Below are 15,351 nucleotides of genomic sequence, written 5' to 3' on the forward strand. Positions count from 1 at the left end.
TGCAGGAGCATTTCTAGGCCTCGAAAAGTCTCCGAATATGAATTGAAGTTGAACATCAGATGAATTAATAGGGGGTTACGGGAATACGAATGGAGTGTGAGTGTTGCTGTGAATATTTGACATGCCCATACAATTCAAAGGATGGGATTTTCATTTGAAGTAGATAGAACTGCTGAGGGTGGAGGACGCAGGGGGCGGTTGAGGCTGCCGCATGGAGTGGTGGAGACGCCGGTGTTTATGCCGGTGGGGACGGCGGCGAGTGTGAAGGCGGTGCCTCAGAGCCTGTTGGAGGAGGTTGGTGCGGGGGGAAAAGGGGCGCAGATCATTCTGGCCAATACGTACCATTTGTATCTGCGACCGGGGCATGAGCTGGTGCGGCGAATGGGGGGAGTGCACCGGTTTATGAGCTGGGAGCGTCCGATGTTGACCGATTCAGGTGGGTTTCAGGTTTTTAGTTTGAGTAAGTTGCGGAAGATTACGCCGGATGGGGTGGAGTTCCGGTCGCACCTGGATGGGAGCAAGCACTTCTTTTCGCCGGAGCACTCGATGGATGTGCAGATTGCGCTGGGGGCTGATATTGCGATGGTCTTCGATGAGTGCGTGGAGACTCCGGCGACGTGGGAGCGGACGCGGGAGTCGATGGGGCTGACGCATGCCTGGGCGCAGAGGTCGAAGGATCATTTTGAGGCGACGAAGCATCTGGTGCCTTGGTTTGAGGAGACGGACGGGAAGACGCAGAGTCTGTTTGGGATTGTGCAGGGTGGGATGTATGCGGATTTGAGGAAGGAGTCGGCGGAGCGGCTGGTGGAGATGGATCTGCCGGGATATGCGATTGGTGGGCTGGCGGTGGGGGAGCCGAGGGAGGTGACGCGGGAGATGATTGCGCGGACGCTTGAGCATCTGCCGAAGGACAAGCCGCGGTATGTGATGGGGGTGGGGTATCCGGATGAGATCGAAGAGTATGCGCGGATGGGCGTGGACATGATGGACTGTGTGCTGCCGACGCGGGCAGGGCGGCATGGGCTGCTGTTTACGTCGGAGGGCAGGCTGAATATTAAGAAGAAGGAGTATGCGGAGGATCAGGGGCCAATCGATGCGACGTGCGGATGCATGGTGTGCCGGCGGTATACGCGGGCTTATCTGCGGCATCTGTTTGCTTCGGGTGAGCCACTGAGTGCGGTGCTGAACAGCGTGCACAATATTGCTTTTTATCTGGATACGATGGAGCGGGTGAGGGCGGAGCTGGCGAGAGGAAATGTAACTAGTTGAGGTTGTTTTGTACGTAGATTCGGTAGCCTAGGGGTTTCGAGGAGCTGCTGCCTGAGTTGACCATGTGCGGGGGGATTCGCTCGACGTCGAGATGGTAGTTGGCGTTGAGGTAGTCGTTGAATTGGGGCCAGCGGGCGATTTTTTTGTAGTCGTAAGCGGGGCGTGCAGTGGGTGGGTCGCAGTCGTTGCTTGAGACGACGAAGATGGATGGGGGATTCTTTGTGATTGATTGCCAGAAGGCCTCGCGTGCGTGGTCGCGTTCTGGGCCGGGTTGGGCGGAGAGCATGTAGCAGTCATAGATGAAGCCTGTGGTCTGGACGAGGCGCATGTTGTAGAGCGTGGGAATGCAGCCGTCGGCCATGTCGAGGCATTGGACACGGTTTGCGAGACTCTGGCCCCCAAGGTGATTGAGGTCGGCCCGGAGCATGGTGTCGAACTCTTGATTGTGCCAATCCTGCCAGAGGGCGTGGGCGGTTGACCCGCCTCCAATGAACACGGCGCCGATGATGACGCCTGCCATTGCTAGGCTGGGCAAAAGCCTGTTGCTGACGTTGGGGCGAAGTTGCGAAGGAGCTGGATTGGTTTGGAGGATCGTAGTGAAGTCGATTCCGGCGAGCAGGAGCAGAAATGCTTCGGAGGGATATCGATGATAGGGAAAACCTTTTTTCTGGAGGTAGAAGGAGGCTAGTCCGAAGAGGACTGCGACTAAGAGCGAGGCGCGTTCCCAGGTGATCCAATCTTTTTTGAGGAAGACGATGGGAAGCCAGAGAAGGACTACAGGAAGCATCGTGGAGGAGATGCTGTGGACGATGAGATGCGGGTAGGATCGTGCGCCGAGGAGGAGGAAGTAGGGGAGGAGTTGAGAGAGCGTCTGGAGGAAGTTGGAGACGATGTGTTGGTGATGAAGCCAGGCGAAGATCAGGAGGATGGGGATCAGCATGCCGAGGAGTCCGCTGACGATGTGGGCGACGAATGGCCGGTTTCTTCGGCGTAGTGTGATGGCTGCGAAGACAAGGACAGTTGGGGCGAGGAAGAGGACGGAGGGTTTGATGGTGGCGGCGATGCTGCAAAAGATACCGAAGAGGGCTGTCATCCACGGTTTTGTCGTTTGGGAGGGAGACGCTCTCAGGCCCGTGAAGAGGAAGGCGTATGCGATCAGCAGGCTGACGGTCATGGTGAGGTCGCGTTGACCTAACTCGATGAGGCCGTCGCGGCCGTGGATGAGCGCGAAGAGAGACGCTGCGAAGAGTGCAGCGAAGCGGCTGTAAGGTTTGCAGATGACGAACATGGCCATGGCGGAGACGGCGAGGAGGAAGAGGTCGAAGAGTCGCCAGGTGAGTGAGTCGCCGCCGAAAAGGTGCATGACTGCGCCTTCGATCAGGAGGGTGGTGGGCATGTTGGGATCGACGATGTCGCGGTAGGGCGCCATGCCGTGATCCATGAGGAAGAAGATGTAGTGCATGAGGGCGGCGTCGCCCATGAGTGGCCAGTGCCAGGTGCGGATGACGAAGAGTAGAAGGCATCCCACGAGGAACACGGAGGCGAGTGTTCGGGTGAGTGAGTAAGACCGATCCGACATTGCTTCGATGCTCCTGTGCGTGCCGCCACTTCGCGGGCAAACCTTTATTAAAGTATCGCTCGAATGCGGGATTGGTTAGGTGAGGCGCAGGGAGGCGTGGTCTTGTTTCAGTTCGACGCAGAGTGCTTCGATGACGAGGTTGTGATCTTCGCGCTGGGGCAGACCGGAGACGGTGACGCAGCCGATGATTCCGGCGCCGGTGACGTGGATGGGGAAGCTGCCGCCGTGAGCGGCGTAGTCGGCGTCGGGCAGGTTGTAGCGTTCGCTGAAGGTGCGGCTGGTCTGCTCGAGTGCGAGCCCGATGGCGTAGGAGCTGCGGTGAAAGCGGGCGACTACGTTCGATTTGCGCTGCACCCAGCGGGGATTGTCGGGAGTGGTGCCGGCGAGAGCGGTGTAAAAGAGTGGTTGGTGGGGCTGGCCGAAGCGGCGAATATCGATCACGAGGGATTGGTTGCGGGAGAGTGCCAGTTCGCGGAGGCTTTGGCCGAGACGCCAGGCGGTGTCGTAGTCGAAGCTGGAGAAGTGGAGTTCTGCTTCCTGACGAGCGATGGCGGCGAGGTCTTCTGCGATGGGCATGAGGGCTCTTCCTTCTACTTTTCTGGTGTGCCATTTGAATTTACGATGGCAGGTGCAGAAGACAGTTTATGAGACTGCGATCGCGGTTACTTGTGGCGAATCGTTGCGGGCGGTGAGGTTAAGCTGTTGGGGTCTTTTTCAAGAGGGGTCGAGCATGACAGCGAAGGACTATCGACGGATTGCGTTGAGCCTGCCGGGGGCTTCGGAGGGGTCGCACCAGGGGCATGCCGACTTTCGGGTGGGCGGAAAGATCTTTTGTACTCTTGCTTATGAAAAGGAAGGCTATGGCGTTCTGAAGTTGAGCCCGGAGGAGCAGGCGGGCCTTGTGGAGGATGCGCCGGAGGTGTTTTCTCCGGTCCCTGGGGGCTGGGGACGTATGGGAATGACGCGGGTGAAACTGGATGCTGTCAGCTCGGATGTGTTGGAAGGGGCGTTGAAGATGGCCTGGAAGCGACGTTTGGCCAAGTGAGGGCGAGGCCGCTCGCCTTGACAGGGGGTGCCGGTTACGCGATGCTTAGGGGCTAGGCACTCTTTTCCGGAGTACGCGAAGGTGCGTCCAGTTGAGCGCGCTGGGCTGTCGGTTTGCTGCCTGGGCTGGAGATGATTGAGTTGTTGAACGGAGCTTTATTTGATGTTTGCGATGTGGTTGCAGAGTGCGGCGGGTGGACTGGGTAATCTGGGCAGTCTTGCACTGCCGGTACTGTTCTTTGTGGCGCTTTATTTTTTGATGATAGCGCCGAACCAGAGGAAGCAAAAAAAGTGGCAGGAGATGCTGGGTCAGTTGAAGACCGGCGACCGTGTGACCACCAATGGCGGTATTCGCGGCACAGTGCTGTCCGTAAAGGACGATCTGGTTGTCCTGCGGGTTCAGCCGGATGGGGTGAAGCTTGAGTTCGTCAAGAGCGCGATTGCCGCGGTAACGACGGACGAACAGGCTGCCTGAGTAGAAGATTTCAAAATAAGCTGTACTCAATATTTAGTTGTAGGCACGTGAGATTGAACCGTTAACAACGGATGAGGAAGAAATAAGGTTAGCGGCGGCGGGACTGAAAGCCAGGCCTGCGGCTGCACCCTTCAATAAAGATCATGGGCAAGAATCTGGCCGGGAAATCGGCATTCATCGTTGCGGTACTGGTGATCTTCTGTTTCGGCATCGTGGGCATTCCACATGGCGGGCTGACGCAGTCGATCAAAGATCGTATCCACCTGGGGCTCGACCTTAAGGGCGGAACACACCTTGTGCTCGAAGTGCATGTGGCTGAGGCGATTGCCTCGGCTACGGACCGGGATGTGGCGCGGCTTGAGGCCGATCTGCAGAAGGCCGGAGTTGCCGGAGCGACTGTGGGCAAGACGGATCCGTCGCGACCGCAAACAATTATTGTGTCGGGGATTCCGGCTGCGAAGCTGAGCGATGCGCGCGGCGTGCTGCAGGGCAGTGATTACGCGAATTACGACGTCGCGGCTACGGCCGATGGAAACTCTACGCTGACGATGAAGTTGGGTGCGGTGCGTGACCTCGAGACGAGGACGCTGGATACGTCGATTGAGACGATCCGCGAGCGCATCGACAAGCTGGGTGTCAGTGAACCGGTGATTCAGAAGTACGGACTTGGCGAGAACCAGATCCTGGTAGAACTGCCGGGCGTCGATGATCCCGCGCGGGTGGAAGAGATCATTCAGTCGACCGCCAAGCTTTCGATTCATGCGGTGACAGGCGGCCCTTATGAGACGGATCAGGCTGCGCTCCAGGCGAATAATGGGGTGATTCCTCCCGATTCGATGCTGGTGCATGGCACGGGTTCTGCTGGAGCGCCGGACCAGATCTGGTTGCTGAAGCGAGTGAGTGAAGTCGAAGGAACGGACTTCCGCGATGCGCAGCCGGGACAGGATCAGAACGGCCGTCCGAATATCCGCTTCAACCTGACGACCGACGCCGGGAATCGCTTTTACAACTACACGCAGGCGCATACGGCTTCGAGCGCAACGCCGGGTTCGATGGCGATTGTGCTGGATAACAAGGTTCGCGAGGTAGCAGGGATTCAGTCGGCGATTCGCGACAGCGGTGAGATTACCGGCGCGTTTACTCAGCAGCAGGCGAATGACCTTTCCCTGATGTTGCGCACGGGTGCTCTGCCGGCTTCGATCTCTTACCTTGAGACGCGGACGGTTGGGCCGAGCCTGGGCGCGGCTTCGATTCATCAGGGCATCATCGCTGCGATTGCCGGCATGCTGGCAGTCATGGTCTTCATGCTGATCTACTACCGCGGGGCGGGGATTAACGCGGATCTAGCGCTGATTCTGAACCTGGTGATTCTGCTTGGGTTCATGGGATATACCGGATCGACGTTGACGCTGCCCGGCATTGCGGGCGTGATCCTGACCATTGGTATGGGCGTGGACTCGAATGTGCTGATCTTTGAGCGCATCCGTGAAGAGCTGAGGGCCGGCAAGACGGCAGCGGCGGCGGTGCAGCAGGGGTTTGCGCATGCGTGGGTGACGATCATCGATACTCACGTGACGACGATCGTTTCGGCGATGATCCTATTCCTGTTCGGTTCGGGCCCAGTGCGTGGGTTTGCGATAACGCTGGCTTTCGGTCTGTTCGCCAACCTGTTTACCGCGGTGCTGGTATCGCGCGTGATCTTCGACGCAATCCTTCAGAAGAAGGAACGCGGCGCGGCTCTGTCTATTTAGATTTCGAGAGATTGCGGAGGCCTTTGGAGGCGCCGCTGAGGGTTCAAAAGCGTGGAACTGTTTCGTACAACGAATATCGATTGGCTCGGGAAGAAGTGGTACTTCCTTGGGTTTTCCCTGATTTTTTCTGTTCTCGGAGTGCTGAGCATTTTATTCTGGCATCACATTCCTCTAGGCGTCGACTTTAAAGGTGGGACCCAGGTGCGAGTAGCGTTCGACCAGGCGCCGAATGAGGATCATATTCGCCAGGCGATGGATCGTGCCGGTGTTCACGACGCGAGGATTCAGCGGGTCAGTGATCCCAGCGGACATGCGGCGAACAAGGTGATCATCGCGCTGCCTGAATCGACGGCGACAGATCAGTCGCACGATGCCGGACGGCAGAGTGTGGAGAGTGCTCTGAGCGCGAACTATCACGACTCGGGTTTTACGGTGGAACAGGTTGAGATTGTTGGGCCTACGGCAGGTAAGCAGCTGCAGAAGCAGGCTTGGCTTGCGACACTGTATTCGCTGATTGGAATGCTGATCTATCTCTGGTTCCGGTTTGAGCTGATTTATGGCGTCGCGGCGGTAGTGGCGGTGTTTCACGACACGCTGATCACCGTGGGTGCGTTCAGTTTGACGAACCAGGAGATAACCCTTACCGTTATCGCTGCCATCCTAACGCTTATTGGTTATTCGATGAACGACACAATCGTCGTCTTCGACCGTATTCGCGAGAATCTGGCGCTGTCGAGAAGAGAGTCATTGCATGATGTCGTCAATCGGAGCATTAATCAGACGCTGAGTCGAACTGTGATCTCGTCGGGTCTGACGTTTTTGACGGTGCTGTCGTTGTACCTGTTTGGCGGCGAAGTGCTGCATGGGTTCTCCTTCGCATTGGTCGTTGGAATTTTGATTGGGACCTATTCGTCAATCGCTGTTGCGGCACCGATGTTGGTGGCGTATCAGGATTGGCGAGTGAGCAAGGGAAAGACCGTGACGTTACCTGCGGGTAAGCGCGCCAAGGTGTAGAGATCGGCTCTTCTGCCAATGTATAGCTCGGGTGTAATAGCTCGGGAACAAAAAGAAGCGACGTGGTGTCTAAAGAAAAATAGCTCTTCTTCACAGTAAAGAGGCTGCATATGTTCGAATCCTCGTTGATGGAATCCGGTGGCCAGATCAAGACCAAGTCCAAGTACTGGATGATTGGGACCTTTATCTTCAATGGCGCGATCCTGGCAACCATGATCCTTATTCCGCTGCTGTATCCAGAGGCATTGCCGAAGACGGCAATGACTGCGATGCTGACAGCGCCGCCTCCACCACCTCCCCCTCCACCCCCTCCGCCGCCGCAACAGATCGTCAAGCCGATCAAGATGGTGTCGGAGATTGACGCAGGTCTTCATGCTCCTACGAAGATTCCGAAAGACATCAAGATGCTGAAGGAAGATGCTGCACCTCCGCCGCAGGTCGCCGGTGTTGCCGGCATGGCGGGCATGGGCAGCGGAAACGGTGTTCCTGGTGGCGTGATGGGCGGGATCGGCAATGCGCCGACGCCGGTTGTCAAAGTTGCTCCGCCAAAAGGTCCCCAGCGCGTATCGAGCGGCGTTGTCGCCGGTAACAAGCTTTCTGGTGCGAATCCGGTTTATCCGCCAATCGCAAGGGCTGCTCACGTCTCTGGTGCTGTGGTTCTGCACGCGGTGATCTCTAAGGCGGGCTCCATTGAAAAACTTGAGGTTGTCAGCGGCCCTGAAATGCTTCGGTCTGCAGCGGTTTCGGCGGTTCAAGGGTGGCGCTACAAGCCATATTTTCTGAACGGCGAGCCCACCGAGGTGGATACGCAGATTACTGTCAACTTCAACTTCGGCGGCGGCTAGACCGAGGCTGATTTCGCAATTACGTCTCTCGCGGGTCTCCCGAAGGTGTCGAACTTTTGGGGGATTCCCGGGTCAAGATTCTGAAAGTTAGAGTTCCTATCAGGAGGAAATATTCCAGTGATTCTCGCTCATCTCGCAACAACTTTCGCTCACGTTCCCGCTTCCCTCGCCCTGTACTTTGAAGAGGCGCAGGTTAGCTTCAGTGTTATGGGTCTTTGGTCCAACATGGGCTGGCTGGCTCGTTGCGTCGTTATCTTCCTCTTCATTATGTCCATCTGGTCGCTTGCTGTGATCATTGATCGGGCGCTCTATTTCTCAGCAGCCCGGAAGCAGTCGCGTGAATTTGCTCCTAAAGTTGCCGGCGCACTGAAAGACGGCCGATTGGATGAGGCGATCAAAGTTGCAGACCGCTCCAAGAAGTCTCACCTTGCTGAGGTTGTCACAGCCGGTCTTCAGGAGTTCCGCAGCTTCGGCTCAGGCGGCAACATCACTGAGGAGCAGATCGAAAGCTCCAAGCGCGCCCTCGAGCGCTCTGAGGCTATAGTTCATGCCAAGCTGAAGCGCGGTCTGGGAGGTCTGGCCACGATCGGTTCAACGGCTCCGTTTATCGGTCTTTTCGGTACGGTCGTCGGCATTTTGAATGCCTTTCAACAGATTGCAACGCAGAAGACTTCTGGTATCGGCGCAGTAGCCGGTGGTATCTCGGAGGCCCTCGTAACGACCGCCTTCGGTCTGCTCGTCGCGATCCCGGCTGTTATGACGTTCAACTACTTCACCGGTAAGGTTGAGGCCTTTGACGTCGAGATGGACAATAGCTCGAGCGAACTGGTTGACTATTTCATCAAGCAGAGCCACCGGTCGTAAAGCATAAGGCAAGCAGTAGTACTGCGGGAATCACAGATCTGATCAGGTCCTCCGGACGTCGCAAGCGAACGACGTCCGGAGGCCGGACAGGCATCGCAGGAAGGCAAATAGAGTAAATCGGACGGAGCATACGTTATGGGTATCAATAAGCGGGAGGAAGGCAAGAAGGTCAACTCCAACATCAACGTGACGCCGATGGTGGACGTGATGCTGGTGCTGTTGATCATCTTCATGGTCATCACCCCCATGCTGAACAACAAGGTCAACGTCGATCTGCCGAAGGCTGACGCCGCGGTGGTAATGGAAGATGCAAACAAGGAAGACGCGGTCGTCGTCGCTGTTACGCGCGACGGCAGGACGTTTCTTGGCGGCGACCAGGTCACGCTCGATGACCTCGGCCCTAAGATCGCAGCGAAGCTTGAGAACAAGACCAGCAAAGAGGTCTTTATGCGCGCGGATATCCGCGCCAACTACGGCAAAGTGATGGACGCGGTTGATGGAATCCGGTCCGCCGGTGTGAGCCAGCTTGGTCTGCTGACCGAAAGAACCGACGATAGTGGAACGACAACAGCCAAGAAGTAGTGATGCAAGGGTGTCGGACTCGCACTTACTGGAGCGGCAAGAGTATTTGAGGAGATTGCTATGGGAATGGGTGGTGGAAATACCGGCGGAGCGATGTCGGACATGAATGTAACGCCGCTGATCGACGTTCTTCTGGTGCTGCTGATCATCTTCATGGTCATCGTGCCGGTGACGCCTCGCGGTTTGGAAACGCTGGTTCCTCAGCCGCCGAAGGAGCACCACGATGAGCCGGAGAATGACCGGACGATCGTCGTTCAGGTGTTGTCGAACGGTGCCGCGGCGCCAGCGTACAAGATCAACGATAACTCGTTCAACAAGGCTGACCTTGAACCCAAGCTTGCCGAGATTTTTGCGACACGACAAGAAAAGGTTATGTTCGTCAAGGGCGACAAAGATCTCGACTTCAGCAAGGTGGCTGAGGTCATCGACTTCGGTCACCAAGCTGGAGTAGACAATATCGGTCTCATCACGCCTCGCGTCGAAGCCGGACAGTAAACTCGAAAAGAAAGCTCTCTTTCAGGCGGCGGACCGACGTGTCCGCTGCCTGAAGCTTTTTGCAAGTTTGGGAACACGAGTTGATCGAGTGCTCGCTCGCCCAAACATACGAGTTGGGAAGATAGCTTCATGGCATTCTCAATCGGTGGAAGCTCTGAAGGAAGTGGATTGCCCTCTCGGATCAACTCCGCTGAGCGACGTCTTGCTCGTCCTGCTCATACGGTGGAGGAGAGTTTTTTAGTATTACGCAGACGAATTCCTTCGGCGCTCTATTTGTCAGCCCTTGGACTTCTATTAGAATCTGATCTTGCTAAATAAACTCATCTTCGCCAATCTTGGTCATCGGCCGGTTCGAACGCTGCTGAGCGTGCTGGCTATCGCCGTCGAGGTGACGATGATCCTGACCTTGGTCGGTGTTAGCCATGGCACGCTCGACCAATCCGCACAGAGAGCACGTGGTGTAGGCGCTGATATCTGGTTTCGACCGCCGGGATCATCGGCCATAGGGCTGAGTTCGGCTCCGATGAGCGACAAAATTCCTGCGATGCTGATGAAGGAGCCAGACGTCACGTTTGCGATGGGGACGATGGTTCAGCCTTTGTCCGGGTTCGATGCAATGACGGGACTCGATCTGGACGATTTTCGAAAGTTGAATGGAGGATTTCACTATTTGAAGGGTGGTCCACTGGTCAACGATGACGACGTGATTGTGGATGAGTACTACGCCCAGCAGAAAAAACTTCATATTGGTGACACTCTTAATCTGGTCAATCACGACTGGAAGCTGGTGGGAATCACCGAGTCGGGAAAGCTCTCACGCATCTGTGTAAAGCTGCAAATGCTGCAGACGTTGACCGGAAATCCGGGCCATCTCAGCCAGATATTTATCAAGGTGGACGACCCGCGCAATGCTCAGGCGGTAGTCGATGCGCTACGAGTCAAGTATCACGGATACCAGATTTACACGATGGAAGAGTTCACGTCGATGCTCTCTATCAGCAACGTTGGAATGCTGAAGAGCTTTATCGGGGTCGTGATTGGAGTTGCGGTGATTGTCGGCTTCATCGTGGTATTTATGGCGATGTATACGGCAGTGCTTGAACGAACGAGGGAGATTGGGATTTTGAAGGCAGTGGGTGGAACTTCAGGGCTCATTTTAAATATCTTGTTTCGGGAGACGTTATTGCTGGCGCTGCTGGGGTCGGTAGTCGGTATTGTTCTGACCTATGGAACGCAGTGGCTGATGAAACACGCGGTACCGGCCAGCCTGGTGCAGGAGACAGTGTATGACTGGTGGCCGATTGCAACGGGCATTGCGGTTGTGGGAGCGCTGCTGGGTGCGATCGTTCCTGGGGTTAAGGCGGTCAAGCAGGATGTAACGGAGGCTCTGTCGTATGAGTGAGCCGCCGATAATCGAAGTGCGAGGTCTGACGAAGACTTACCAGCTAGGCGAGGTCGCGGTGCATGCGTTGCGTGGCGTTGATCTGGAAATCCGGAAGGGCGAGTTTGTTGCGATTATTGGTGCCTCAGGCTCGGGTAAATCGACACTATTTCATATTCTCGGCGGGCTGACGCCGATGACTTCTGGCACGGTGCACCTCAACGGCCGCGATTTGGCGGGCATGACAAATGCTGAGCGGACGGAGCTTCGCAAGACCACCGTGGGGTTCGTATTTCAGAAGTACAACCTGCTGCCGACACTCTCTGCCGAAGACAATATCCGGATTGTGAAGTACATTGGCGGCCGGGATGTGGGGTTCGACCCGGGGTTTCAGGAGATTCTCGGCCTGCTGGGGATCGCTGACAGGATGAAGCACAAACCTCGTGCGCTCTCCGGGGGGCAGCAACAAAGGGTGGCGATTGCACGAGGAATTGTGAACTCACCCGCGATTTTGCTGGCTGACGAGCCTACGGGCAATCTGGACAGCGAAAATTCGACGGCCGTTCTGAAGCTCATAAAAGACCTGAATCGCCGTCTGGGACAGACGATTTTGATGATTACTCATGATGCAGACGCCGCTTCGTATGCGGATAGGATCGTCAAAATGAAAGATGGGCGTATAGTTTAGGCCACTTAGTCTAGCTTTTCTCTGATCACTTGGTGGCTGGAATGCATCTATCTTCGAGGAGCAGTTCTAACTATGCAGAAGCTCCACGGTTGTAGTACAAAAGACCGACGTTGTACCCTCATTTGAGGAAGGGAAAAGAAAGCTGCTCTAGTCACGTTAGGACATATGCCATTACAATCAAGCGAATGCCGAAACTTGGTTAACTAGCTTTCCCTGGTCTCTGCAACAGAAACTCGCGCCCATTTTGAAGGAGATGATTCGCCCAATGAAATTCACCGCACGGATTCCGGTTACGGCCGCTTTGCTGGCGCTGCTGCTTATCACTGCAACCGGGTGTAATCGCCTGAAGGCTCGGGATCAGCTGACCAAGGGAGTGCAGGCATTTAAGAATGCACGATACGAAGAGGCTGTGAACCACTTCCAGAATTCGATCGCGCTTGATCCCGACTACGAAGATGCGAAACTGTATCTGGCCACCGCGTACTCCTACCAGGTGGTGCCAAATCTGGATACGCCGGAGAATCTGGCGATCGCACAAAAGGCTCTGGACGGGTTCAATGCTGTTCTGGCAAAACACCCTAACGACCTGACGGCGCTGAAGCAGATCGCCTCGATCAATCGCAACATCAAGAAGTTCGATGTAGCGAAAGAGTACGAGAAGAAAGTCATCGCGATTGCTCCCAATGATCCGGAAGCGTATTACACGGTGGGCTTCGTGGATTGGACATTGGCTTATAAGAACGCCATCACGATTCTTGCAGCCGACGGGCTAACCGATCAGGGCGATGGTAATCCGAAGAAGAGCAAGGGCGCGTGCCAGAAGCTGCAGGCTGCGAACACCGATCTGGTAAACGAAGGGTTGCAGTATCTCCAGAAGGCTGTCGAGCTCAACCCGACCTATGACGATGCCATGCAGTATCTCCAGTTGACCTATCGTCGTAAAGCGGATCTGGAATGTGGGGATGAAGCAGCTCGCAAGGCCGATATGGCCCAGGTCGATTCGTGGATCCAGAAGGCCATGGGCGCCCGGAAGGAAAATGAACTGAAGAAAGAAAAGGCCACACAGGGCGGCGTCTCAATGCAGTAGTCACTGTTGCTTGTCGCAAAAGTCGAGGCCTCCCCGCGAATGGGAGGCCTCTTCTGCGTGGGATGGGCTCGGTGAGGTCTCGGACTCCCATCATCCCTCTGGGGTAAAATTGCCGCTTGCGACGTTCGATAAAAAAAGTGCTGATTGCGAACCGCGGGGAGATTGCGCTGCGGGTAATTCGTGCGTGCCGGGAGGTGGGGGTGGCCACGGTGGCGGTCTACTCGGATGCCGACCGGGGGGCACTGCATGTGCTGCATGCGGATGAGGCATACCGGCTGGGTCCGGCACCTGCGGCTGAGAGCTATCTGCGTGGGGATCTAATACTGGATGTGGCGCGTCGGACGGGGGCGGATGCGATTCACCCTGGGTATGGGTTCCTGTCGGAGAATGCGGAGTTTGCGGAGGCCTGTGCGGCGGCGGGAGTGACGTTCATTGGGCCTCCGGCTAGCGCTATGCGGGTGTTGGGGTCGAAGACGAGGGCGCGGCAGGCGGCGGATGCGGCGGGAATGCCTCGTGTTCCGGGGAGCGTGACCGGGCTGGCGGATGTGGCGGAGGCGGTGCGCGTGGCTGCCGGGATTGGGTATCCGGTGATGCTGAAGGCTGCGGCCGGCGGCGGCGGCAAGGGAATGCGGGCGGTGTCGCGGGCCGAGGATCTGGCGGCGGCGTTTACGGCTGCCAGCAGCGAGGCAGAGCGGAGCTTTGGGTCGGGTGAGGTCTACCTGGAGAAGCTGGTCGAGCGGCCGCGGCATATCGAGATCCAGTTGATGGCGGATGAGCATGGGAGCTGCGTGTATCTGGGCGAGCGGGAGTGCTCGGTGCAACGACGGCATCAGAAGGTGATCGAAGAGGCTCCTTCCGCTGTTGTCGGAGAGGATCTGCGGCAGAGGATGGGCGAGGCTGCGGTCCGGCTTGCGCTTTCGGCTGGGTATGTGAACGCGGGGACTGTCGAGTTTCTGGTGGACGATAAGGAGAACTTCTACTTCCTGGAGATGAATACGCGGCTGCAGGTGGAGCATCCTGTGACCGAGATGGTGACTGGATTGGATCTGGTACATCTGCAGCTTCGCGTGGCGATGGGCGAGCCGTTGCCGCTGACGCAGAAGGATGTGCGGCTGCGCGGGCATGCGATTGAGTGCAGGATCTATGCGGAGGACCCTGAGAATCATTTTTTCCCGTCGCCGGGGTTGATTACGCGGCTGATTCAGCCGAGCGGGCCGGGGATCCGGGAGGACTGCGCGGTGTATGAAGGGTGGAATGTGCCTCTGGACTACGACCCGATGCTGTCGAAGCTAGTGGCGTTCGGGGAGACGCGAGAGCAGGCCATCGATCGGATGCTGCGGGCGCTCGATGAGTATGTGATTGGCGGGATCAAGACCAACATCGGACTGTTCCGGCGGATTTTGATGGATGAAGATTTTCGTGCGGCCCGGATCGATACGGGATATCTGGAGAGGCTGCTGGCGGAACCGGACGCTCCGGTCGAGGAGGATGTCCCTGAGGACGTGGTGGCGCTTGCGGCGGCGTTGTTTGCGGCGTCAGCGCGACGGGAGACGGCGGCGGTGGCTGATTTGTCCGAGGAGAGCCGGTGGGCTGTGGCGGGGCGGCGGGAGGGGTTGCGTCTGTGACGGTTTGGCTTGAGGTAGAGGGAGAGAAGCGGCGAGTGGAGCTTCCAACTGAGATTGGCGGCAGGGTGGAGTGCTCGGTCGATGGGCGCCCGGTTGTGGCGGATGTTAGGGTGCTGCAAGCTGGGGTGATGTCGTTGCTGATTGATGGGCGGCAGTACCGGTGTGTTCTGGATGGCGATGGGGTGGTGATTGGTGGGCGGCGGTTCGGGTTTGAGGTGACGGATCCGCGGTCTTTGCAGGGGCGACGTGGGGCTGGAGCTGGTACAGATGGGCCGCGGCCGGTGAAGGCTCCCATGCCGGGCCGGATGGTGCGGGTTCTGGCTGAGGTGGGCGATGAGGTCGAAGAGGGCCAGGCGCTTCTCGTGATTGAGGCGATGAAGATGCAGAATGAACTGAAGTCGCCGAAGACCGGACGGGTGGCCAGGATCGCGGTTGCGGTGGGAGACGCGGTGGGATCTGGCGATGTGCTGGTCGTAGTGGAGTAGTCAGGCTTCGGTCTCGTGGTGTCGGTCGTAGTCAGCATCGGTCCTCCTTCCCGTTCGTTGACCCCCTCCCCCTTTGAGGGGTATTTTGCGCGTAAATTATTTAGAATCATAGGCTTGGAAAGAGTTGGTGTCTGCAAAATATTGATTCCAGATGGTTTACCTGCAAA

16 protein-coding genes are annotated in these 15,351 nt (G+C 57.0%); 14 read left to right on the forward strand and 2 right to left on the reverse strand.

What is annotated here, in order from left to right; translation table 11 throughout:
- Positions 1-141 precede the first annotated feature (141 nt).
- A complete protein-coding gene (gene tgt / locus HDF14_RS04770) occupies positions 142-1,269 on the forward strand; it encodes a tRNA guanosine(34) transglycosylase Tgt (protein ID WP_183974063.1) in 1,128 nt (375 codons plus the stop codon).
- Here the strand turns inward: tgt and HDF14_RS04775 are convergent.
- Positions 1,262-2,848 carry a glycosyltransferase family 39 protein gene (locus HDF14_RS04775; protein WP_183974064.1) on the reverse strand — a complete coding sequence of 529 codons (1,587 nt, stop codon included), beginning with the start codon at positions 2,846-2,848 and terminating at the stop codon, positions 1,262-1,264. The two genes, tgt and HDF14_RS04775, sit on opposite strands and share 8 nt — an antisense overlap.
- A 75-nt stretch (positions 2,849-2,923) precedes the next feature.
- A complete protein-coding gene (locus HDF14_RS04780) occupies positions 2,924-3,424 on the reverse strand; it encodes a heme-degrading domain-containing protein (RefSeq protein WP_183974066.1) in 501 nt (166 codons plus the stop codon).
- 154 nt (positions 3,425-3,578) lie between these two features.
- On the opposite strand from HDF14_RS04780, the gene HDF14_RS04785 reads away from it, so the two are divergent.
- The 13 genes from HDF14_RS04785 to HDF14_RS04845 all read left to right on the forward strand — a co-directional run bounded on the left by HDF14_RS04785 (position 3,579) and on the right by HDF14_RS04845 (position 15,184).
- Entirely contained in the window at positions 3,579-3,893 is a 315-nt protein-coding gene (locus tag HDF14_RS04785) for an MmcQ/YjbR family DNA-binding protein (RefSeq protein WP_183974068.1), read from the forward strand.
- 162 nt (positions 3,894-4,055) lie between these two features.
- Positions 4,056-4,367 (forward strand): preprotein translocase subunit YajC, encoded by a 312-nt coding sequence (gene yajC / locus HDF14_RS04790; RefSeq protein WP_183974070.1) that lies wholly within the window; start codon positions 4,056-4,058, stop codon positions 4,365-4,367.
- Positions 4,368-4,510: 143 nt separating this feature from the next.
- Positions 4,511-6,118 (forward strand): protein translocase subunit SecD, encoded by a 1,608-nt coding sequence (gene secD / locus HDF14_RS04795; protein ID WP_183974072.1) that lies wholly within the window; start codon positions 4,511-4,513, stop codon positions 6,116-6,118.
- 51 nt (positions 6,119-6,169) lie between these two features.
- A complete protein-coding gene (secF, locus tag HDF14_RS04800; RefSeq protein ID WP_183974074.1) occupies positions 6,170-7,132 on the forward strand; it encodes a protein translocase subunit SecF in 963 nt (320 codons plus the stop codon).
- Positions 7,133-7,242: 110 nt separating this feature from the next.
- Positions 7,243-7,977, forward strand: a complete 735-nt coding sequence (locus HDF14_RS04805) for an energy transducer TonB (RefSeq protein ID WP_183974076.1) — start codon at positions 7,243-7,245, stop codon at positions 7,975-7,977.
- A gap of 117 nt (positions 7,978-8,094) precedes the next feature.
- Entirely contained in the window at positions 8,095-8,841 is a 747-nt protein-coding gene (locus HDF14_RS04810; protein ID WP_183974078.1) for a MotA/TolQ/ExbB proton channel family protein, read from the forward strand.
- 135 nt (positions 8,842-8,976) lie between these two features.
- Positions 8,977-9,423, forward strand: coding sequence for an ExbD/TolR family protein (locus tag HDF14_RS04815; protein ID WP_183974080.1), 447 nt, complete (start codon positions 8,977-8,979; stop codon positions 9,421-9,423).
- 60 nt (positions 9,424-9,483) lie between these two features.
- The gene (locus HDF14_RS04820) at positions 9,484-9,918 is read left to right on the forward strand and encodes an ExbD/TolR family protein (RefSeq protein ID WP_183974082.1); all 435 of its coding nucleotides are present in this window, start codon (positions 9,484-9,486) and stop codon (positions 9,916-9,918) included.
- Positions 9,919-10,225: 307 nt separating this feature from the next.
- Positions 10,226-11,320, forward strand: a complete 1,095-nt coding sequence (locus HDF14_RS04825; RefSeq protein WP_183974084.1) for an ABC transporter permease — start codon at positions 10,226-10,228, stop codon at positions 11,318-11,320.
- Positions 11,313-11,987, forward strand: coding sequence for an ABC transporter ATP-binding protein (locus HDF14_RS04830; protein WP_183974086.1), 675 nt, complete (start codon positions 11,313-11,315; stop codon positions 11,985-11,987). The genes HDF14_RS04825 and HDF14_RS04830 overlap by 8 nt, the downstream gene beginning before the upstream one ends.
- Before the next feature lie 265 nt (positions 11,988-12,252).
- Positions 12,253-13,074, forward strand: a complete 822-nt coding sequence (locus tag HDF14_RS04835; RefSeq protein WP_183974088.1) for a hypothetical protein — start codon at positions 12,253-12,255, stop codon at positions 13,072-13,074.
- A gap of 137 nt (positions 13,075-13,211) precedes the next feature.
- Positions 13,212-14,699, forward strand: a complete 1,488-nt coding sequence (gene accC / locus HDF14_RS04840) for an acetyl-CoA carboxylase biotin carboxylase subunit (RefSeq protein WP_313899490.1) — start codon at positions 13,212-13,214, stop codon at positions 14,697-14,699.
- On the forward strand, positions 14,660-15,184 hold the full coding sequence (locus HDF14_RS04845; RefSeq protein WP_183974091.1) for a biotin/lipoyl-containing protein: 525 nt from the start codon (positions 14,660-14,662) through the stop codon (positions 15,182-15,184). The genes accC and HDF14_RS04845 overlap by 40 nt, the downstream gene beginning before the upstream one ends.
- Positions 15,185-15,351: the final 167 nt, after the last annotated feature.

This window comes from Tunturiibacter gelidiferens (genome assembly GCF_014201335.1).
In the GTDB taxonomy this organism is placed as follows: domain Bacteria; phylum Acidobacteriota; class Terriglobia; order Terriglobales; family Acidobacteriaceae; genus Edaphobacter; species Edaphobacter lichenicola_E.

What these genes read in the sequence shown, in the direction of transcription:
- tgt (WP_183974063.1), top strand. Translation starts at nt 142, where the DNA reads ATGGGATTTTCATTTGAAGTAGATAGAACTGCTGAGGGTGGAGGACGC.
- HDF14_RS04775 (WP_183974064.1), bottom strand. Translation starts at nt 2,848, where the DNA reads ATGTCGGATCGGTCTTACTCACTCACCCGAACACTCGCCTCCGTGTTC.
- HDF14_RS04780 (WP_183974066.1), bottom strand. Translation starts at nt 3,424, where the DNA reads ATGCCCATCGCAGAAGACCTCGCCGCCATCGCTCGTCAGGAAGCAGAA.
- HDF14_RS04785 (WP_183974068.1), top strand. Translation starts at nt 3,579, where the DNA reads ATGACAGCGAAGGACTATCGACGGATTGCGTTGAGCCTGCCGGGGGCT.
- yajC (WP_183974070.1), top strand. Translation starts at nt 4,056, where the DNA reads ATGTTTGCGATGTGGTTGCAGAGTGCGGCGGGTGGACTGGGTAATCTG.
- secD (WP_183974072.1), top strand. Translation starts at nt 4,511, where the DNA reads ATGGGCAAGAATCTGGCCGGGAAATCGGCATTCATCGTTGCGGTACTG.
- HDF14_RS04805 (WP_183974076.1), top strand. Translation starts at nt 7,243, where the DNA reads ATGTTCGAATCCTCGTTGATGGAATCCGGTGGCCAGATCAAGACCAAG.
- HDF14_RS04815 (WP_183974080.1), top strand. Translation starts at nt 8,977, where the DNA reads ATGGGTATCAATAAGCGGGAGGAAGGCAAGAAGGTCAACTCCAACATC.
- HDF14_RS04820 (WP_183974082.1), top strand. Translation starts at nt 9,484, where the DNA reads ATGGGAATGGGTGGTGGAAATACCGGCGGAGCGATGTCGGACATGAAT.
- HDF14_RS04830 (WP_183974086.1), top strand. Translation starts at nt 11,313, where the DNA reads ATGAGTGAGCCGCCGATAATCGAAGTGCGAGGTCTGACGAAGACTTAC.
- HDF14_RS04835 (WP_183974088.1), top strand. Translation starts at nt 12,253, where the DNA reads ATGAAATTCACCGCACGGATTCCGGTTACGGCCGCTTTGCTGGCGCTG.